Annotated in this window: 18 protein-coding genes; 14 read left to right on the top strand and 4 right to left on the bottom strand. The window is 44.2% G+C overall.

Translation table 11 applies throughout. The features are described 5' to 3' along the window. Window positions 1–4 precede the first annotated feature (4 nt). The 8 genes from G4D54_16360 to G4D54_16325 all read left to right on the top strand — a co-directional run bounded on the left by G4D54_16360 (window position 5) and on the right by G4D54_16325 (window position 6,237). Window positions 5–814 carry a PTS sugar transporter subunit IIC gene (locus tag G4D54_16360; protein QJA03900.1) on the top strand — a complete coding sequence of 270 codons (810 nt, stop codon included), beginning with the start codon at window positions 5–7 and terminating at the stop codon, window positions 812–814. Continuing rightward, window positions 811–1,641 (top strand): PTS system mannose/fructose/sorbose family transporter subunit IID, encoded by an 831-nt coding sequence (locus tag G4D54_16355; GenBank protein ID QJA03899.1) that lies wholly within the window; start codon window positions 811–813, stop codon window positions 1,639–1,641. The genes G4D54_16360 and G4D54_16355 overlap by 4 nt, the downstream gene beginning before the upstream one ends. A 44-nt stretch (window positions 1,642–1,685) precedes the next feature. Beyond that, window positions 1,686–2,327, top strand: a complete 642-nt coding sequence (locus G4D54_16350) for an aspartate/glutamate racemase family protein (protein ID QJA03898.1) — start codon at window positions 1,686–1,688, stop codon at window positions 2,325–2,327. 22 nt (window positions 2,328–2,349) lie between these two features. Then, on the top strand, window positions 2,350–2,730 hold the full coding sequence (locus tag G4D54_16345; GenBank protein ID QJA03897.1) for a hypothetical protein: 381 nt from the start codon (window positions 2,350–2,352) through the stop codon (window positions 2,728–2,730). Between the two features lie 11 nt (window positions 2,731–2,741). Next, the gene (locus G4D54_16340; protein ID QJA03896.1) at window positions 2,742–3,584 is read left to right on the top strand and encodes a class II fructose-bisphosphate aldolase; all 843 of its coding nucleotides are present in this window, start codon (window positions 2,742–2,744) and stop codon (window positions 3,582–3,584) included. Between the two features lie 101 nt (window positions 3,585–3,685). Beyond that, entirely contained in the window at window positions 3,686–4,936 is a 1,251-nt protein-coding gene (locus tag G4D54_16335) for a four-carbon acid sugar kinase family protein (protein QJA03895.1), read from the top strand. Continuing rightward, the gene (locus G4D54_16330; protein ID QJA03894.1) at window positions 4,929–5,543 is read left to right on the top strand and encodes a class II aldolase/adducin family protein; all 615 of its coding nucleotides are present in this window, start codon (window positions 4,929–4,931) and stop codon (window positions 5,541–5,543) included. The genes G4D54_16335 and G4D54_16330 overlap by 8 nt, the downstream gene beginning before the upstream one ends. A 49-nt stretch (window positions 5,544–5,592) precedes the next feature. Then, window positions 5,593–6,237: a hypothetical protein gene (locus tag G4D54_16325; protein QJA05220.1), complete on the top strand. Its 645-nt coding sequence runs from the start codon at window positions 5,593–5,595 to the stop codon at window positions 6,235–6,237. A gap of 156 nt (window positions 6,238–6,393) precedes the next feature. Here the strand turns inward: G4D54_16325 and G4D54_16320 are convergent, their stop codons facing one another. Beyond that, window positions 6,394–6,876, bottom strand: coding sequence for an HD domain-containing protein (locus G4D54_16320; protein QJA03893.1), 483 nt, complete (start codon window positions 6,874–6,876; stop codon window positions 6,394–6,396). A gap of 99 nt (window positions 6,877–6,975) precedes the next feature. Continuing rightward, window positions 6,976–7,176 (bottom strand): cold-shock protein, encoded by a 201-nt coding sequence (locus G4D54_16315; GenBank protein QJA03892.1) that lies wholly within the window; start codon window positions 7,174–7,176, stop codon window positions 6,976–6,978. 302 nt (window positions 7,177–7,478) lie between these two features. Here G4D54_16315 and G4D54_16310 point away from each other — a divergent pair, with 302 nt between their 5' ends. After that, window positions 7,479–8,924, top strand: coding sequence for a leucine-rich repeat domain-containing protein (locus G4D54_16310; GenBank protein ID QJA03891.1), 1,446 nt, complete (start codon window positions 7,479–7,481; stop codon window positions 8,922–8,924). 443 nt (window positions 8,925–9,367) lie between these two features. Continuing rightward, complete coding sequence (locus G4D54_16305; GenBank protein ID QJA03890.1) at window positions 9,368–10,339, top strand: serine hydrolase; 972 nt, start codon at window positions 9,368–9,370, stop codon at window positions 10,337–10,339. A 193-nt stretch (window positions 10,340–10,532) separates the two neighbouring features. Here G4D54_16305 and pepF read toward each other — a convergent pair whose 3' ends face one another. After that, window positions 10,533–12,302 (bottom strand): oligoendopeptidase F, encoded by a 1,770-nt coding sequence (gene pepF, locus G4D54_16300; protein QJA03889.1) that lies wholly within the window; start codon window positions 12,300–12,302, stop codon window positions 10,533–10,535. A 79-nt stretch (window positions 12,303–12,381) separates the two neighbouring features. Next, complete coding sequence (locus tag G4D54_16295) at window positions 12,382–15,201, bottom strand: cell wall-binding protein (GenBank protein ID QJA03888.1); 2,820 nt, start codon at window positions 15,199–15,201, stop codon at window positions 12,382–12,384. Between the two features lie 344 nt (window positions 15,202–15,545). Here G4D54_16295 and G4D54_16290 point away from each other — a divergent pair, with 344 nt between their 5' ends. The 4 genes from G4D54_16290 to G4D54_16275 all read left to right on the top strand — a co-directional run bounded on the left by G4D54_16290 (window position 15,546) and on the right by G4D54_16275 (window position 20,719). Then, window positions 15,546–15,809, top strand: coding sequence for a metal-sensing transcriptional repressor (locus G4D54_16290; protein QJA03887.1), 264 nt, complete (start codon window positions 15,546–15,548; stop codon window positions 15,807–15,809). Between the two features lie 16 nt (window positions 15,810–15,825). Then, on the top strand, window positions 15,826–18,453 hold the full coding sequence (locus G4D54_16285) for a copper-translocating P-type ATPase (protein QJA03886.1): 2,628 nt from the start codon (window positions 15,826–15,828) through the stop codon (window positions 18,451–18,453). 198 nt (window positions 18,454–18,651) lie between these two features. Continuing rightward, complete coding sequence (locus G4D54_16280; protein QJA03885.1) at window positions 18,652–19,290, top strand: hypothetical protein; 639 nt, start codon at window positions 18,652–18,654, stop codon at window positions 19,288–19,290. A 697-nt stretch (window positions 19,291–19,987) separates the two neighbouring features. Continuing rightward, a complete protein-coding gene (locus G4D54_16275) occupies window positions 19,988–20,719 on the top strand; it encodes a phosphoribosylaminoimidazolesuccinocarboxamide synthase (protein ID QJA03884.1) in 732 nt (243 codons plus the stop codon). Window positions 20,720–21,015: the final 296 nt, after the last annotated feature.

The raw sequence follows: 21,015 nt of genomic DNA, 5'->3' as shown, positions 1-21,015 counted from the left end.
GAATATGTTAAACGTTGCTTTATTATCTGCATTGTCCTATTTCATCTGTTATGCCGGAAACTGGATGTTTGGTCAAAGCATGTCAGACAGACCAATCTTTATCGGGGCGGTTACAGGACTCTTGCTTGGGGATTTGCAACAGGGGCTGATTATCGGGGCAACACTGGAGGCTGTATTTATGGGGTCTGTCAATATCGGTGGACAGATATCAGCGGACCATTCTGCGGCAACCGTATTTGCGGTAGCCTTCGCAACTAATGCTACACTGGATCCGCAGGCAGCCTTGACGATTGCTGTACCTATCGGGATTCTAATGGGATTTGTAACCATGTTTGTAAATAATATTTTCCTGACCGTATTCACAACCTTAATGGATAAATGGGCACTCGAGGGAAATGAAAGAGGGCTTCTCATCTACTTGAACTTTGGCGTCTGGCTGGCTAAAAATCTGTTCTTTGCTGCTATCGTATTCTTCGGTGTATATGTGGGCTACAATGCAGTTGAAGCATTTGTGGATTCCATTCCGGATGTTGTCATGACCGGCCTTACCGTTTGCGGACAGCTGCTTCCGGCAGTTGGTCTGGCTTTGCTGATGAAAATGATTTGGACAAAGGAAATCGGTATTTATTATCTGCTCGGCTTCGTTATGTTTATCTATATGAAGCTGCCAATCATCGCGATTGCAGTCATCGGTATTGTCATCGTGGTAGCGACAGCCATGCGTGATTTTGAAATCAATAGAATGAAACAGCACCCAATCGCATGTGCTGACACAAATGATTCAAATGAGGAACTGGAGGATTTCTTACAATGAAACTGACAAATAATTTATCAAGAGAAGATAAGAAAATGATCAATTCCATTTGCTGGCGTTCACTGAATGCACATTGTTCAAGGGTAGGCGGGCAGGCCAGACAGATGGCAATCGGATTTTTGTGGCAGATTATGCCGGCACTGAACCGTTATTATAAAGATCAGCCGGAAAAGAAAAAAGAAGCACTTTACCGTCATGTTCAATTTTGTAACGTATCCAATGCTATCTATCCGTTCCTGGCTGGACTGGTTGCTTCCATGGAAAAAGAAAACAGTGAAGTAGATGACTTTGATACAAGCTCCATCGTCGCAATCAAAGCAGCGCTTATGGGGCCGCTGGCAGGAATCGGAGATTCCCTGCTGTTCAGTGTCGTACGTGTCATTGCGGCAGGTATTGGTATCAGCTTTGCATTGCAGGGTTCTATCCTTGGACCGATTCTCTTCTTTCTGATTTATAACGGCTGTACGATGGCATTGCGCTTCTCTTTGGGATATGTCGGCTTTATCAGCGGTTCCAGCTTTATCACAAATATGTATCAGAATGGTACCTTAAAGATATTGACAAAATGCGCCGGTATACTTGGTCTGATTATGGTTGGTGCAATGACAGCATCTACTGTAAAATTTACAACAGCGATTTCCATTCCGATTCCTGGCGGAGAAGCGGTCGCATTACAGTCCTCCTTGGATACCTTGTTTTTAGGACTTGTTCCGCTCCTGCTGACATTCGGCTGTAAAAAACTGCTTGATAAAAATGTAAACATCAACTGGATTATGGTCGGAATCTTTGTTCTTTCCCTGCTAATGGCAGCGGTGCATATCGTTTAGACTTCAAAATGAAATATTCATGACGATAAAAGGAGGAAACCTATATGCGAAAGAAATTGACGATTCTGCACACCACCCTTGCGACAACCACAACGATACCTGCAATGATACGGGAGCTTTATCCGGATGAATTTGATATTGTAAACGTGTTAGATGATTCTTTACTAAATGATATAAAGTGCAGCGGCAGGATGAGTGCATCCATAATCGAACGATTTATTCAATATGCATGTATTGCGAAAAACAATGGAAGTGACGCGCTTTTACTGGCTTGCTCTTCTCTTGGCAAAGCAGCGGATATCGCCAGAGAGCTCCTGGATATACCGCTATATAAAATCGATGAGCCAATGGCGGATCAAGCGGTGAACTCAGGAAATAACATCCTCGTTCTGGGAACGGTGAAAAGTACGCTGGAGCCGACCTCCGATTTAATTCGAAGCAAACGGAAGTCACAGGAGCAAAGCATCACCTGTATCCTGATTCCCGACGTGTTTGAATTATATGAAATTGACAGAGAACAGCATGACCAAAGGATCGCAGAAGTGATACAGGAGCATTTGAACACATATGATGTGATCGTACTGGCACAGGCAAGTATGGCAAATGCGATACAATATATCACGCAGGGCAGAGAGAAAATAGTAACGAGTCTGCCATTGGGTCTGCAGCAGCTGAAGGAGATTTAAGTAGGGAAAGGGAGGAGTCTGTATGGATTATATAAATAAAAATAGCATCACCGTGGATGCACTTTGCGGACGTGGACTAATACGCGCCGTTGGTAAAAACAGCTGCTTTGACAGCGATAAAATGACAGTGGGATATGCGTTATACAGAAAAGAATATGGCATCATGGAGCCGCATGCACATGCAGAGGAAACCGTGATCATCACAAAATCGGTAAACGGGTATGTATCCTGGGGGAATGATGCGCATCATTTGCAAAGAACCATTGCATTAGAGGAGGGGATGATTCTTCATATCCCGGAAAATGAATGGCATGCTTTCCACTATGATGAAGGTGGATGCGTAGAAATCGTCTTTATATATGGCCAGGGTGATAACTGCAGGCCGGAGGATAACGAAAGGTAAGGGTGCTTATTATGTTAGTTACAATGAAAGAAATACTCGATCATGCAAAGAAAGGAGGATATGGTGTTACCGCACCCAATGTACAAAGTGAGGATACGGTAAGGGCCGTGCTGGAGGTAGCTGAGGAATACCATGCTCCCATGATTGTAGATGTCAATGCGTTTATTCATACGGATCTTCCGTGGTTTATACATATGATACGGGATCTTGCAGAAAAGGTGTCAGTACCTGTCGCAATCAATCTGGATCATGGAAAATCCTATGAGGATATTATGCTCGCTATCAATTCCGGGTTTACATCTATCATGGTTGATCGTTCCAGCTTATCCTATGAAGAAAATGTGGAACAGACAAAGGAAGTCGTAAAAATGTGCAGACCGCTGGGAATCAGTGTTGAGGCCGAGCTGGGACATGTCGGTATGGGAAACAATTATGCTGTAGACGGAGTAAATAATCTTACCGTTCCAAAAGAAGCGGCAGATTTTATCAAGGAAACCGGTGTGGATTGTCTGGCAGTTGCCATAGGAACCGCACATGGACGCTACACGGGAACACCACATATTGACTTCGAGCGATTAAAGCAGCTCGTTGAAGCATGTGGAGAAACACCGCTTGTCCTGCATGGCGGAAGTGGAACGGGGGATGAAAATCTCAGAAAAGCAGTTCGATCAGGAATTCAGAAGGTTAATCTGGCTACTGAGCTGATCGTTGCAGGAAAAGAGGAGCTGGAAGACTTCATCAAGGATCCGAATTTTGATAAATGGAAGCTGATACCTGCCTTCAAAAAGGGGTATAAGGATCGTCTGGCTCATTACGTTGAATTGTTTGATCAGGCTGGAAAGGCCTGGGGGTAAAGGAAGCGTACAGCAGTTCCCGCAGTATGGAAGTTGTTCCTGAACCGGGAACTGTTTCCTGTAAACGGGAACTTATCCTCTTACCGAAAAAGGAGCTATATATGGAAATGAAAAATATAAAAATCGGTGTTATCGCAGACGATTTTACAGGTGCAGGGGATGCGGCCAGCTTTTTAGAAAAAAGCGGTGCTGAAACCATAATGTACAACGCAGTTCCAAACGAGCTGCAGGTGTGTGATGCGGCTGTTATCGCTTTGAAAACAAGGAGCGTTTCTCCCCATGAGGCTGTTACGGAAGCAAAAAAGGCTGTTGATTTCCTCAAGGAAAACGGATGTGAACGAATATATTTTAAATACTGCTCAACCTTTGACTCCACTCCTCAGGGGAATATCGGAGTCGTTGCTGATTTCTTGTTGGAATATCTGGCACAGCCCTTTACAATTCTATGCCCCTCCTTACCAGTGAATCATCGCATAGTAAAGGATGGAAATTTGTACGTCAATGGTGAAAAATTAAGTGATAGTCCGTTGAAAAATCATCCCTTAAATCCAATGTGGGATTCCTATATCCCCAATCTGATGAAGCCACAAAGCAAATACCCCTGCTTTATTATGCGGCAGGAGGAGCTTTGTGAGGGAGAATGGAAACAAACGATCCATGCGTTGAAATGCGAATATGAGAAGTTTTATATCGTACCGGATTACGAAACAGAGCAGGATGGAAAACGGATAGCGGAAGCGTTTAAGGATCTGCCTATTCTTACCGGCGGCTCCGGACTGCTTGCCCATGTCTTACAGAACGATGCTTTTTTGCATTCGGAAAAAAATCAGATACGGAAGCATGGGCGGACGATTTTGCTATGTGGAAGCTGCTCGGCTGCGACTAGATGTCAAATTGAGTATTTCCGAAAGCATCAAGGCTGCTGTTATCCTGTAAATGCAAACCGTGTGATGAATAAAGAGCTTACCGCACAGGATATTCTGACATATGCAAACAAACAGACACAGCCGGTGCTGATTTACAGTGATGCGGTGGAACGGGATATGCGAAAGCTAAAAAAGGATGAAGCCTTCTATCAAGCATCGAAATGTATAGAACAGATCATGGGGGAGATTAGCAGCGCTGCTTTGGCGTGCGGATATGAACGTATCGTAGTTGCGGGCGGAGAAACCTCCGGAGCTGTCATGCAGCAGCTGGGCTTTGATGGATTTTATATCGGAAAAAGTGTTGATCCCGGTGTTCCTGAACTGATTCCATTGAAGAATGAGCGTCTTACTCTTATTCTGAAATCCGGTAATTTCGGTGCAGAGGATTTCTTCATCAAGGCAATAGGAGGGAACACACATGAGTGAATTACAGGAAAAGCTGGATGCCGCTATCTGGAGTGCGCATACCTTGTTTCAGAAAGGACTTGTTGGCGGCTCGACAGGAAATATCAGCTTTCTCCATGAATATCGTATGTATATTTCAAGGAGCGGAAGCTGTTTTGGAAGATTGCGGCAGGAAGACTTCGCACAGGTGGATATGCAGGGGACTATTCTGTATGGAAAGCCAAGCAAGGAATATCCCATGCATTTGGCATTGTATCAAGAAAGCGAGGCGTATAAGGCGGTGATTCACACACACAGCTTTTATGCTACCGTACTGTCCTGTTATGCAGATGCGGAGTCTCATGTCAGGAACCTGTTTGCATATACTCCTTATCTGTTTATGCAAACAAAAGGAAATATCCCATGTGTTGCGTATGCGCCGCCGGGAAGTGATGCACTGTTTTGTCATTTCAAGGATAAAACGAAGACAAAACCGAAGATATTGCTGTTGAAACATCACGGAATCGTGGCAGGAGCAGAAGATGTGTATCATGCGTTTGATCTTATTGAAGAAATGGAAAGCAGTGCCCATGTATATGCGATGCTGAAAAGCTGTCCGGATGAGGATATCGATTTCATACCTCATTAGATTACGGGCATATATGGCTAACGCTTGGAAATTAGAGCAATTCATAGAAATGCTGCTTGGTGTTACAGGGGTAGCTCTGGGACTTTCATTCATGATGAAATCCGGTCTTGGACAAACTGCATTGACAGCCTTTCTGCAATGTATTTCACTTATCAGTGGTATGAAAAGCGGTACACTTCTTATGTGCTTTTATCTGCTATGTGTTTTATTGCAGCTGCTGATACAGCGGAAGGACTTTGATAAGCTTCAGGTTTTACAGCTACCGGTGTGCTGGATTCAGGGAATTATCATCAATCTCACCTGCTATGATATAGCGTTTCTTGCGGATATTCGCCCTGTATCGTATCCTATGCAATGGGTGTTTCTGGCAGTGGGGATTATCCTTGTGTCCTTTGGTGTTGCGCTTACCATGGCTGCTGATCTTGTGAAACAGCCGTTTGAACAGTTGATTGTCGTGATTTCAAAAAAATATAAAAAGCCCTTCAATTTTCTGCGCTGCGGTGCAGATGCTGTCTTCATCACCTGCAGTCTGCTGCTTGTTGCTGTGTTTTCCCTGGATTTTACAATGCTGCGCGAGGGTACCTGGATCAGTATGCTTGTTTTGGGGAATACCATGGCTGTCTCCTTTCCTCTCATGCAGAAATGCTCTATCTGTTACCGACGAAAGAATGAAAAAAAAGAGGTGAGCTTATAGAGCAGCAGTATGAGGAAAGCCACAGCTATCCTGAATACAGAATTGTAGCTTAAAAACGGAACAATTAGGGAAAATTAGAAAAGGAAAAGGAGTATACAAGGGACATCCCCTGTGAATACTCCTTTTTACGCGTAATCTGCTTGCAGATATAGACAGCTATTTTTCTACCTGCGCACAATTCAAATCCTCCAGCAGATAAAACAGCCGTACCTTGTCTTTTTCCGATAACTCAATTTTCGGGTTATACAGATAATGCTGCAAAACATCCGCATCCTTCAGCAGCTCTGAAATCGGTCCGTCATGTCGGTTCATTTTATCGGAATGCACCGATATAACATGGGTCAGTATCCGGATTTCCTCTTCACTGAATACCTCCATCTTCTCCAGCAGCAGCTTCGCATATTCCGCACTGCGCTGTGCATGACCCAGATGCGGACAATTCTGGGCGTAAAGTGCTATATCATGCAGCATGGCGGCAATACAGCACAGCTCCACATCCAGCTTTCGCAAAGTGGCCAGCATAGCTGCAGCCTGTGCAACGCCGTACGTGTGGATATATGCAAATTTGCGTTCCTCTTCCTTGACAAGCTTTTGAATGACGGCATCCGTTTGTTCACGGATAAGTTCTAAGCGATCCATGACATCACATCCTTTCTTCTATTGTATCATTTCCGTACAGGATATGCACAGTCAAAAAAAAGGATCATGCACGAGGTCATGATCCAAGAACGGTTTTGCTTACGCTACAGTTACGTTAGCAGCCTGCTGTCCACGATCGCTTTCAACAACGTCGAAGTTTACAGCCTGTCCTTCTTCCAGTGTACGGAATCCGTCGCTCTGGATGCTTGAGTAATGAACGAAGATGTCCTTACCTTCATCAGAAGTGATGAATCCATAACCTTTTTCTGCATTAAACCATTTTACTTTACCTGTACTCATTTTAGTACCTCCTATACGTGTGTCAATAAGAAGCCCTCCAATGTATAAAAAAATCACAAAACTGGATATTCGTACATTGAAACACATAAATACAATTCCAGACTTGTGAAATCATAATTATTGCTTTTTATTACTCTTAAACAATATCACTTTCAAAACCGAAAGTCAATCATTATTTCGTGAATTGGAAGGATTTGTTTTTCTCTTTTTTCATGATTCGTGTTTTTTTGTGTAAGCTGTTTCAGATTTTAATCTTTTGGGGTATAATATAGGCATACAAGAAAAGAAACGGAGGAATGTTTATGATCATACAGGATGAAATGCTGCGAGCTGCAATCGCCAGAACCCTGCAGATCGAGGAAGCGGATATCACAGAAAAAAAGCTGGAAGAGCTGACGACACTCTCTGCCAGAAGCAGTGGAATTATCTCTCTGGAAGGACTGCAATATGCGGTTAATCTGAAGTATCTGGACCTTTGCGGAAATGCCATTGAGGATCTAACACCGATCCGTGATTTGCGGGAGATTGAAGTTTTGAATCTGTCCAAGAATATGCTGCGTGACATTCAGGCGCTGAGGGAATTCCGGCAGCTGCTGCGGCTGGATATTTCACGCAATAACCTGTATACGATGGATATCAGTGCACTGGCAGGAATGATCAATTTGGAAGAATTGAATCTGGAACGCAGCAAGGTGGACAATCTGGTATATCTGGAAAATGTCAAGAAGCTGAAAAAGCTGTATGTCGGAATTGAAAACGGACCGTTCCCGCTCAGCATTCTCGGTATGCTGGATGAGCTGAAGGAGCTTCATATGAACAAGATGTGGCTGTATGACATTGCCGATCTGACCTATTTGAAGCACATTGAGGTTTTGGATGTATCGACCAATCTGTTCTGTGATTTATCTCCGTTGCAGTATATGAAGGATTCTCTGCGCAATCTGAATATTTCAAATTGTGAATATCTGCGTGATTTAAGTATATTGGAGGAATTTCCGAATCTGGAGGTCCTTGATATCTCCTTTGACCATATTAAGGATTTCTCATTCCTGAAGAAGCTGAAGAATTTAAAGGATCTTCGTGCTACGCAGAGCGGACTTTGTGATTTACGTAATCTGAAGGGTCTGATCAGGATGGAGAAGCTGGATATCAGTGAAAACCGTGTGGAGCATACGGAAATTTTAAAAGAAATGAAGCTGCTTCGCTATTTTAAAGCCAGCTGCTGTTTCCTGAAGGACATCGACTTTTTGAAGAATGCAAAGGATCTGGTAGAGCTGAATGTCTTCAACAATCATATCAAGCATATCGAGGTTTTAAAGGGCTGTGAGCATATGACAACCCTGGATGTCGGAAACAACGATATTCGCAGTATTGATTCTCTTGAGGATATGATCAATTTGGAATGTCTGGGGCTTTCCCACAACAATATTTCTGATCTGACGCCATTAAAGGATTTAACCAATCTGAGTACGATTGATTTATACAACAATGTCATTACAGATCTTTCACCGCTGAAGAAGCTGATCAATTTAAGCTCCCTGCGGCTGGATCACAATGGCGTAATGGATTTATCTCCGCTGGAGGAATGCATATATCTGAGCTCCCTGACATTGAAGGCGAATTATGTAACAGATGTGACACCGCTGACCAGACTGAAGAATCTGTATGAGCTTCGTCTGGATGAAAACCCAATCGAGGATATCACAGTTCTTGAGGATATGGAATACTACGAGAAATTCTCATATTGAGACAGTCTGAAAAAATGTAAATTTCTTTGCTTTTGATTATGAATGAAGGCCTGTGTGTATACTGCTGTGTACCACAGGCTTTTCTGTGCTCATAAGTAGATAAAAGCTGCTGCGTCTTGTGAAACGGGTTGAGGGGAAACGCTTTACATCTTTTCCTTAGCATAGCAATGCAAAAAGAGAATCTGGAAAGAGAATATGGTTCTACTAAGGCCTTGCGTAGAGAGGGAAGGAGGCGTAAGCTAAAAGAGATCTGCACAATCGAAAAAAGGATATCTTCATAAGGCTTTTATCGCTTGAAAACGTGCGAGATTCGTTGATATGCTAACGAAATACCAGCCCTATGAGCACTGTATTTGTGCAGCCGAAGCTTTCTGCATTATCCCCCTTGACCTTCCCCTGAGGGAAAACTGTAAGATATAGGCAGAAACTGCGGAGGTAATTGCATGGAACAGATGAAAATAACAGAAATGGAAGCATTGATCAACAGGAATTACAAGAATATTTGTGGGATGAATGTATTAAAAAACGGTGTGTCGGTGTATGAAGCATACTTTCAGGGATGTACTTCCGATAGCAGAATGCATGTGTATTCCGTGACCAAAAGTATTGTATCCATATTGCTGGGAATCGCAATGGATGAAGGGTACATTGCGGATGTGTCGCAAAGGGTTCTGGATTTTTTTCCGGAGTATGCAGCCCGGGAAAAAGAGTATGCAAAGGGTGAAGTAACGCTGGAGGATGTCATCACCATGACAGCGGCATATAAATATAGAATTCCACCCTATATAAAATATTTTACAAGTGATGACTGGCTGCGGTTTTCACTGGAGCAGCTGAAGGGAAGGGGCGGGAAATTCCGTTATACACCACTGATTGGACCGGATATTCTGACTGGTATTTTACAAAAGACAACCGGACAATCTGTGCTTGCTTTTGCACGTGAGAAATTATTTGCCCCGCTGCGAATTTCTGTGGAAAAGGAACTGATATTTAAAGATAAGGAAGAACAGATGGCATTCAATCAGTCAGCCTCCATCAGCGGTTGGGCAGCAGACGCAAAGGGACTGCAATCCGCAGGCTGGGGACTGGCGTTATCGGCAAAGGAAATGGCAGATATCGGGCAGCTGTATTTGAATGGCGGTGTATGGGAAGGAAAACAGCTGGTATCAAAGCACTGGATTGAGGAAAGCACAAAGGAGCACAGCCGCTGGAAAAAGCGCAATCTGCCATACGGCTATTTATGGTGGATCGATGAGCAGAAAGACGGATTTGCGGCAATGGGGGATGGAGGAAACATTATTTATGTGAATACCGGAGAACAGCTGGTTGTATCCCTCATGTGCAGGTTTGATCCTAAAGCAAAAGACAGCATGGATTTGATTAAACAGCAGATCGAACCGATATTTAGAAAGTAAAGCAAAGCAGAGGCAAGCAGAAATATAACAGCGTTACAGTAAAAGAAAAGAATGCAAAATCCTTACGGATGCTTACCATCCAAAGATTCTGCATTCTTTTTTCAGCTACATGGATAATTCCTTTAAAGCAAATCGGTACAGCAGCAGGAGAACATCATGGCTTCCCTGCAATAGTTGCCCTGCTATAAAGGGATTATCGTTTTACCTTCATCAGTTCACTGAATTCATCCAGAGTTTTTTCGAAAAAGGTGAAGGCATCGTCGTAGACACTGTCCACTCTCGGATCAACACCGGCATGGATCAGCTCATCCAGCGGTGACTCGCTGCCACCCTTGGTGAGAAACTTTAAATACTCCTTTGTATCTCCGGCAAGTATCTTCTTCGCAAAGCTCAATGCCACCGACATTCCCAGGGTATATTTATATACATAGAAATTGAAATAAAAGTGCGGTATGTAGTAACAATGATAGCGCTGCAGATCATCCACCTCAACAGCATCCCCGTAATACCGCCTGGACAGCTCCATGTACAGGGAGGTCAGCTTCTGTGAGGAAACTGCTTCTTTGTTTTCCAGCATGGCATACAGCTGCTTTTCGAATTCTGCGTACATCGGCTGCCGATATAGCGTGCCGACAAGCTGATTCAGCAGATTGGAAAGAAGATATGCTTTCTCTTCCTCACTATCGCTGTGATCCAGCAGATAACGGTTCAACAGAATCTCATTCACAGTGGATGCCACTTCGGCAACAAAAATCGTATACTGAGAAAGCATTGGCCGGTTATGGTGACGGGAATACCAGGAGTGCATGGAATGTCCCAGCTCATGCGCCAGCGTGCTCAGGGATGGATAATCGTTTGTGAAATTGGTCAGTACATACGGGCGGGAATCATAGGTCCCCCCGGAATATGCTCCGCCCTGTTTACCTGCACATGGCAGAAAGTCGATCCAGCGCTCCTCTCTTGCCTGATCCAGCAGTTGCACATAGTCTTCGCCAAGCGGTGCAAGGGCATGCTTGAGAATATCGAAGCTCTCATCGATAGAATAGGTGATATCCACCGCATCCACCAGTGGTATCTGAATATCGTACACATGCTGAACAGCAAGTCCGCTGACCTGCTTGCGAACCGCAAAGTAACGGTGAATGCCATCGATGTATTTTTCATTTGCCATGAAAAGCACCTTGTCAAACAGCGATCGGTCAACGCCGTCTTCAAACAGGGAGGCTTCCAGAGCATTGGAGAAATTGCGTAATCCGGCTTCAAATATCTGGCCCTTGGCATGCCCGCTCAACAGATTCATAAACACATTCTGATAGGTTTTATAGGCGGTGAAAAAATGTTCAAAGGCTTCCTTTCGTACTCTGGGGTCACGGTTTTTCAGGAACTGCTGATAGGTTCCTTCATTCAGGAATTCCTCTTTTCCATTCACCAGAACAGGCTCGAACTGCAAACGGAAGCTTTCAAAGGTTTCCTGCGGATTGCGGATCAGCTCTCCCGCCTGTGCAAGCAAAGCCTCCTGCTCTTCATTCAGTCGGTGTGGGATAGTACGGAATACCTCTTCCATCGGGTAGCGGAAATCCTGACAGTCATCCTCCAGCAGCCACTGTTCAATTTGTTCCCTGTTTTGAATCAGAAGTAAAGGCATATTGGATAATGCCTGATTCACCTGCTGATACAGGGTATAGCTGCGTGCCAGATTTTCCTGATTCTGCATATTTTCAGGGTCTACATCACTGCTCATCTTCGCATAGCTGATAAGATTATCCAGATAGCGTTCCAGTGTTTCCTGATGTTCCATAAAGCTGATGAAGCTGGCTCTGTCATCCGCAAGAGAAGAAAGGGAAGCCTGCAACAATCCGATTTCCTTTTGTGCCTGTGCAAACTGCACTTCAAAGGCCTCCTGATGTTCAAAGAGAAAGCGCAGATCCCAGGTCAGCTGTGAATCTATTTCGTTACGTTTCATGTATGATCACCTCATATAGTATTGTATGTCAAATAAAAAGAAATCACAAGGAAGCATGTGATTTCTTCTGTTTTCTTTCCTACTGCATATCATCTTCATCTTTTTTGTACTGTGATTTTTCCGCTCTTGCTTTCTTCCACGGCTTTTTTAGACGCAGATTCGGATGCCGTCTGCGGTATACAAGGAGTGTGAGAAACAGACATACAAGCAGTGCCAGCAGCAGACATGGCAACAGGACATAGCGAAGGATATAGTTCTTTCCGTTCAAGGCGATCGTATTCACCTCTGCAATATCGTCTGCTTCCTGTATGCTGCGCTGGTTTGTGGATACCAGAACATAGCTGCCCAGCTTTTCCGTTGTAAAGCGGATGCGGCTTTTACTTTGCTCGGTAGGAATCTGATAGACATCCTGCCCGTCCACATAATATATACGATATCGTTTATTTTTGCTGTCCTTCGGCTTCCTGATTGAGAATACAGCCTCCTGCTTCAGCTTCAGGGAGGAGAAATCATCCGTTCCTTCGATAGAGAAGGTTTCTTCAACAGTGGTTCCGTCTGCCTTGGCTACTTTCTCTGCAAGTGCTTTCTGCTCCTCATCCATGGAATCCTTTACCTTGAGGACAATCGTTTTAGGCAGGAAGGTATTGAGGAAGCCGGTTTCCTGTATCCGTGCCATGGATAAGCCGGATACCTGCAGATCATGGCTGTCATCCCTGATGATGACACTGTAGCGGGGCTTCAGATTTTCCTGCAGTATCCGGTCGATAAGACGGATCTGTTCATTTGCGAGCGGTGTAAGAAGGAATGCGGTAACATCCTTGCGGAACTGCTCCAGCTCCTGCAGAGCCTCATCGTTTAAATCCGTTTTCCCGTCGTACAGCTTAATGATTGCCGCAGCTCGCTGCTGCATGTTTTCCTGCTTTTTCGTCAGCTCGTCGGATACCCTGATTTCATAATTCAGCGTACAGCCGGCATAGGTCACCTTCAGTGTTTTGGTTCCTGTCTTTTTGCTGGAGAAGCCCTCCACCATATCGGTGGTCATGGAAACCTCCTTACTTGTACCATCCGCAAAATCCACGCGGATTCTGCCATCACTGACATCGAGGGATTCATTCAAATCATAGGTGGTAAGCGGCATCTGTGTCAGCACAATCTGCTTGACGTCCCTGTATGTTGCCTTATAGGTCAACGGTTCCCCTGCGGGCTTTAGTTGTATATCCCAGGAAGAAAAGAGGGCATGATCCTTGACCGGCGCCTGCATCACCGGTGTCTTTCCGGTTTCCACCTGCAGGGTGATTTTCTTATCATTGGGATAAAATGTTCCGCCGTTCGCATCAAAGGTGATATCCACATAGGCTTTATCCTGTATGTGCTTGCTGTTGAGCACTGTGGAAACATCTTCTGCCTTCACAAAGCCATAGCTGTTTTTGAAATTGTAGCTTCCTTCCTGCTGCTTCTGCTCTTTGTCAAGGGAAGGGTCGCTTTGTACCCGATACCAGACGCCATCCTTGTTCTCCAGCTTTTCCAGCAGAATCAGGGCTGCATCATAGCCTTTTTTGATGCTGTATACGGCATCACTTTTTTTATCAGCGTTTTTATATATGGAAACACCGGTATTTTTCACGATTCCAAGCGCATAGCGGTTGTGATCCCTGTCCCCCATGGCGTGATCCATTTCATAAAAGTACTGGGCTGCTTTTTCTCCCCAGTAGGGATCGGATGCGTAAGATACATTCATACCGCCTGCCTTGTTTCCGAAGAAGCCGCCGTGAAACTGAAACTGGCTGGGATTCATATACGCATTGGACAGGTAATGCATGGCATGGGAATATACGCTGCCTGAGGTGCTGGTATAGCGGGAGGCATTTTCCTCAACGGTGGAATCATACGCTGCATGTCCGAACAGATTGTTGCGGGTGTAGGCGAGATAGCTTCTTCCCAGAGCACTTTCATTCTCCGCCAGTGAAAGCATCATCAGCGCATTTGCCCCGAATTGATTCTGATACTGGAAAAACGCAGCTTCCGCCTGTAAAAGCAAAGATTGTGTCAAAACATCATGGATATAGTTGTCCTTATCGTAAAAGGCGGTAATCGTATGCTGCAGAGCCAGTGTGTTTTTCAGATAGCCGTCCACATCCTTTTGTGTATAGGCGCTGGTAGAGCGGTGATTCAGATACTGATAATAATTATAGTAGGGAGCATTGGCATTTACCGCATGCGCAAAGCTGCTGTTTCGATAATCTTCGATCATCACAGCGTAATCATCATAGAAATAATGGGTATCATAGCTATAGTAGGTAACGCCCTCCTTCAGCTGCTGCGGAGCGTTTCCCAGCTGCAGGACATTGTCATAGGCAGCGGTTGCGAGTGAGGATTTCAGCTGATGCTGCAAAGTGTTGTTTTTTACCGTAAATGAGGAAACATTGGGAACCTGCTCAATCGGATAGATGGTGACATCGGCCGCATCTGCCCATCCGGTAACACCGGACAAACGAAACTTTACCTTTTGTGTTCCGGGATTGTATTCCAGAAATGCCGCGTCAATACCATAACAGCCGTTGGTATAGCCTTCTTCACCATTTTCATCATTGGTATAGGTGATGTTCAGCGTGCAGTCTTTGGCTGTCGCAAATTCCACAACCCCCTGCTCCAGACTCAGAAAGCTACTGCCATAGGTGATTGCAAGATTGTCATAGCTGCGTTTACGAAGTGTATAGAGAACCTTTGCCCTGGCATAGGTGTCACTGTCCTCAAGAATTGTATAGGTACCATCCTTTTCCACACTGACAATGTGATATGTTCCATCATCCTGCAGCGTCTTTTCACTGGCTGATACCGGAGTAAGGGATGCCGTGATCAAAAGGCTCAGCATAAGGATGTACAGTTTTTTCTTAATCATGTCGATAACCTCCACACATGTCTTTATTATATCGTACAATCGTGTGCAGGACATGTGAAAGTATAGAAATATATTGAAATTGTAAGATTTCATTATGCATATTTTATGAAAGGATAGCATAGATAGGATCCTTGTTAAATGCCTGCGCAAAGAGGATGCGTGATTGGAAAAGGAATACAGGAACGCATAATCGGTACACTAAGGAAGCGGCATGCGGGCATAAAGCAGGTGATTTTCCGCAATCCTCTTCAACAGAAAAATTCATAAAGGCATAGGAGTTGACAGCAGAAAAGGCAGCTACTATAATAGATTGTACCAGGGCACCCCCTGGGGGAGGTAAAGCGATGAACGATGAACGAAAAAAAGCACTTCAGAATATAAAGACTGCACGCGGTCAGCTGGATGGTATCATTCGCATGATTGAAGAAGGACGCTATTGTATTGATATATCAAATCAGATTTCAGCATCGACGGCTCTGCTGAAAAAAGCAAATCAGCATATTCTGAGCGGACATTTGCACAGCTGTGTACTGACTGCTATTGAAGAAAGGGATGCCGAGGAAAAGGTCAGTGAAATCGAAGCTGTAATTTCGGCACTGCTGAAATAGAAGGAAGGAAAATCTTATGAACAAGACATATAAAATAGAAGGGATGCACTGCTCAGCTTGTGCAGCCTCGGTAGAAAAAATATTGAAGCGTCAGCCAGCGGTAGAGGATGCTTCTGTAAATCTGGTTATGGAAGAAGCGGTGGTCAGCTTCACGGACGGCTTTGACGAAAAAAAGGCCATGCAGGCTGTGGAAAAGGGCGGCTTTCATATGAAGGAGCGCGATGCTGCCAAGCAGCAGACCTATCGTGTTGAGGGCATGCATTGTGCCGCCTGCAGTGCAGCTGTAGAGCGGGTATTGAGCCGCTTTGAGGAAATTGAGCAGGCGAGTGTGAATCTGGTAATGAATACCGTGCGCATCACATTTACGAAAAAGAATTTCGAGGCGTGGGCAGCGGCAGTGAAAAAGGCCGGCTTCACGCTGCTGGAGGAAGCGAAGAAGACATATCGCATCGATGTGGATGGAATGACCTGTTCGTCCTGCAGCGCAGCGCTGGAGCATGCGCTGAAAAAAGCGGAGGGAATATCCGCTGTCAGCATCAACCTTGTCACAAATACGGCAACAGTGGAAGCAGACCCGCATAAAATCAAGCTGTCGGAGATTCTGGCAATTATTCAGAATACCGGGTATCACGGTGCGCTTCATGTGGAGCGAAAGGAAGAAGCTGTGAAAAAGGATTATGAGGCAGTTAAAATTTATACCACACTGGTTCTGGCCTTTGTTTTACTGTATATCGGTATGTCCCATATGCTGGGCAATATCCGACTGCCGCTGCCGGATATCATTCATTATGATACACATCCATTCAATTTCGCCTTTATTCAGTTTCTCCTTGCGACAGTGATTCTCATTCTGGGTCGCCACTTCTTTACCAGAGGGTTTACGGCATTATTCCACAAGGCACCCAATATGGATACGCTGGTGGCAGTCGGTACGGGCAGTGCCTATCTGTATTCACTGTATTCTCTGATTTCCATACTGCAGGGCAATCTGCATGCCGTTCACAGCCTGTATTTTGAATCTGCCGGTGTCGTTGTGGCACTGGTACAGTTTGGAAAGCATCTGGAAAGCATTTCGAAGAAGAAATCGACCGGTGCAATTTCTGCATTACTGCAGCTTCGCCCAAGCAATGCGACATTGCTGAGAGACGGTAAAGAGGTGGAAATTCAGGCAGAGGAAATCACAATCGGTGATCTGCTTGTAGTAAAGCCGGGAGAGCATATTCCGGTAGACGGTATCTTAAAGGAAGGACATGCGAGTGTGGATGAAAGCATGCTGACGGGGGAAAGTATGCCAGTTTCCAAGTCGCAGGGGGATGCATTGATCCAGGGGACGATTGCACTCGATGCCAGAATTGTGATGGAATGCAATGCGGTAGAGGAGGATACCACACTTGCGAAAATTATCCGTATGGTCGAGGAGGCACAGGGCAAAAAGGCTCCGATTGCACGTATTGCGGATAAGATTTCCCTGTATTTCGTGCCAACGGTTATGGCGATTGCCTTTGTGGCAGCACTGCTCTGGTATCTTTCCACACAGGATTTTGCCTTTGCGCTGACGATTTTTGTCAGTGTGCTGGTTATCGCCTGCCCGTGTGCGCTTGGTTTGGCAACACCGACGGCAATCATGGTGGGAACCGGCAAGGCGGCACAGTTCGGTATCTTTATGAAGAGCGGAGAGGCGCTGGAAACAGCGAGCAGTATTGATACAATTGTGTTTGATAAAACCGGAACACTGACAATCGGTAAGCCGGTGGTTACGGATATCGCGGCCGATGATAGACAAAAGCTTCTTGCGATTGCCGCATCTCTGGAGGCAGGAAGCCGTCATCCATTGGCAACGGCTATTCTGGAAAAAGCGAAGGAAGAAAATATCAGCGGCTCTGTATTAACGCATATTGAAACACATAACGGGCGCGGTCTCAGCGGTATTAAAGATGATACGACATGGTATGCGGGAAGCCGCACCTTTCTGGAGCTGGCAGGGGCTTCCTGTGATGCATATGCCGCACAGGAGCTGGCCTGGCTGCAGCAGGGAAAAACAGTTGTATGGATCGGCACATCTTCTCATATATATGGAATTATTGCCATTGCAGATCAGCTGAAGCCGCAGACGAAAGATGTCATACGCCGTCTTCGTGAACAGCAAATCGATGTGGTCATGCTGACTGGCGATAATGAAATCACAGCGGCAGCGATTGCGGAAACCGCAGGAATCGACCATGTGATTGCACAGGTGCTTCCGGATCAAAAGGGGGAGGAGGTCAAAAAGCTGCAGGCACAGGGGAAAGTCGTTGCCATGGTCGGGGACGGTATCAACGATGCAGTTGCTCTGACACAAAGTGAGGTCGGCATCGCCATCGGAAGCGGCAGTGATGTTGCAGTGGAGAGTGCGGACATCGTGTTGGTTAAGGATAATATTCAGGATGTGGAGACGGCAATCCGTTTATCTAAGGCTGTCATACGCAATATCAAGCAGAATCTGTTCTGGGCATTCTTCTACAATACGCTGGGTATTCCGATTGCGGCCGGTGTGCTGCATCTGTTTGGCGGACCGCTGCTGTCTCCGGTATTCGCAGGTGCTGCGATGGCGTTCAGCTCAGTGAGCGTTGTCAGCAATGCACTTCGCCTTCGTAACTTTACATGAGCTTATACAAAATGCTTTTATCATATGAATGACTATATGCTCTGCCATGAATGCAGTATTTGCTGTTAAGGCTTTCAGCCGCAATCAAAAAAGACATCGCTGTATAGGAATTTTGTTGTTTTTGCAGAAAATGAAAATTTTAAGTGAAAAAGGCGACAAGATATAGTACAATAATCTTAATGAAAACTGAGGTGTACTATGGACTATAAAATTATTATATTGGCCGTCGTTATTACAATCGTACTGATTGTCGGCACACAGGTATGGAAGCAGAGTATTTTGAAGAAGCTGTTAAAGCATATGCAGCAGGGTGATTTCGATGCGTATTTCAAGCTTCTGGATTCTCTTCCCTGCAAGTATTTCTATCCTCCGTTCAACCGTGAATATATGCGTTTAAACGGCTATATCATGAAAGCGGATAAGAAAAAAATTGAAGAGTGCTTTGATTTGATTCTGAGCATGCGGATGAATAAAAAGCAGGAGCTGGATGTTGTCATAAAAGCATTTTATTACTATCTGGACGAGGATAGCAAAAAGAAATGTAAAACATTGCTGGAGCGTATGAAAAAGATTGCGGATGAAAGCATTACTCAGGAGTGTCAGGTCATCTACGATATTCTGCTGGAAGAAAAGACCAGCTATATTGATGATATGGAGGAACAGCTGAAGAATGAAGAGCTGCAGGAAGCGCAGAAGGGTATGTTCCACTATATGCTGGCGCTGCAGTACAGCTATCTGAAGGATGAAAAGAAAAAGAAGGAACATCTGCAGGCGGCGTCAAAGGATCTTAAAGGAACTCCGTATGAGATGAAAATCAACCAGTTGATGAAAAAATAGGATAAGTAGCAGTTGTGTATCTCTTCTTACTTTAAGTAAAAGTGATAGATAGAGAGATTTCTTGAATGCCGAATACCGTCATTTCTGAAATCTCTTTTTCATATTGCGTATGGAACGTTATATCACCGCTGAAGGGCATGCGAACGGCTATTTGTTGAGTAAAATGAATTACAATTACAAAATACATCTTAAGAGAGGATATAAGCTATACGATTCCTTTTGAAGTAAAAAAAGAGAAACATGTTGAAATCTATAACATTAGAGGAACTACCGAGAATTACCCGGTAGTTCGAAAAGTAGGATAAAGAAATATTCAAAGAGCCTTGACACACTATAACCTCGACATGATTTTATCCGCAGGCTGATCTGTAATATAAGTATAATTGGAAAATATGTGAGCTTCACAGATTAAGGTTTTGTATATTTCACTTCATATCACGCTGTAAAAATAATCAAGTTGATACATGATAGGAAAGGGATAAATTTTGTTCTCTGCTTATCGAGGAGGTTCTTTCTGAATATGAAAGCGACTCCCCGCTGCCTTGTGTCCAAAATATAAAAAGAAAAATAATACTATGCTGTTTCAAGAAAATTATAAGGCAGTACACGAAATCAGATTGCTGTCTGCTGTCGCTGTTCCAGATGAAAACAATATTATAGAAAGGTAGATGCTGACAAGATAGCATCAGGTGAAAAAATGGTAGAGAACTTTAAGAATCGTGATTTAAGTGTAATCGTATTTCATGATGGAGAGATACAGATTGATGTATCTGTAAGCCCTGAAGAAAATACAGTGTGGTTAAGTGCGAATCAAATTGCGGAGCTTTTCGGACGTGATGAAAAAACGGTAAGAAAACATATCAACAATGTATTTAGAGAAAAGGAAGTTGATAAAGATAACAACACGCAAAAAATGCGTGTTGTCGGTGTTAAGCAGCCTGTGCCTTTTTATACGTTGGATGTAATAATATCTGTTGGGTATCGAGTAAAATCACATCGGGGCGTGAACTTCCGTAAATGGGCAAATGGAATTCTAAAAGATTACATGGTTCAAGGCTATGCAGTTAATGAGAAAAGGCTGCAATATTTAAATAAAACAATACGACTGCAATCCGGCATTATTGCCGGAATCGCCGGTATTAATGCAGACTCGGTTCTTCAGGTGGTTGAAGAATACACTGCAGCCTTGGAATTGCTTGACAGTTATGATCACCAGAGCTTGAAAAAACCGGATGGAACCAAATGTGTTTATCAGTTGACTTATGAAGAAAGCAGAGAATTCATTGACAAAATGAGCTTTGATTCGGATGTGTTCGGAGTGGAAAAAGAGCCTGGAAAAGTTGCTGGTATATTGGCGGTTGTATATCAGGATGTATTCAGCCAGGAGGTTTATCCAACACTGGAAGAAAAGGCGGCAAACCTTTTATAATTTCTTATTAAGGACCATCCGTTCGCTGATGGATGCAAACGAATAGCAGCAGCATTGTTTCTGGAATTTTTAAATAAGAATAATGCCTTGCTTCATAATGGTGAAAAAATTATCAGTGATAGTGCACTGGTTGCCATCACACTGATGGTTGCTGAATCTAAGCCGGAAGAAAAGGAAATCATGATAGCACTGGTGATGAATTTTTTAATAAAGAATTGATGTTTTATGAAGCAAACGGAATATGAGCTGCTATATTCAGGAATACTGTCAGGAACTGGCAGTTTTTTCTTAGGCAT

Source organism: [Clostridium] innocuum (assembly GCA_012317185.1).
GTDB classification, from domain to species: Bacteria; Bacillota_I; Bacilli_A; order Erysipelotrichales; family Erysipelotrichaceae; genus Clostridium_AQ; species Clostridium_AQ innocuum.
This window is presented reverse-complemented; position numbering and strand designations above follow the sequence as displayed.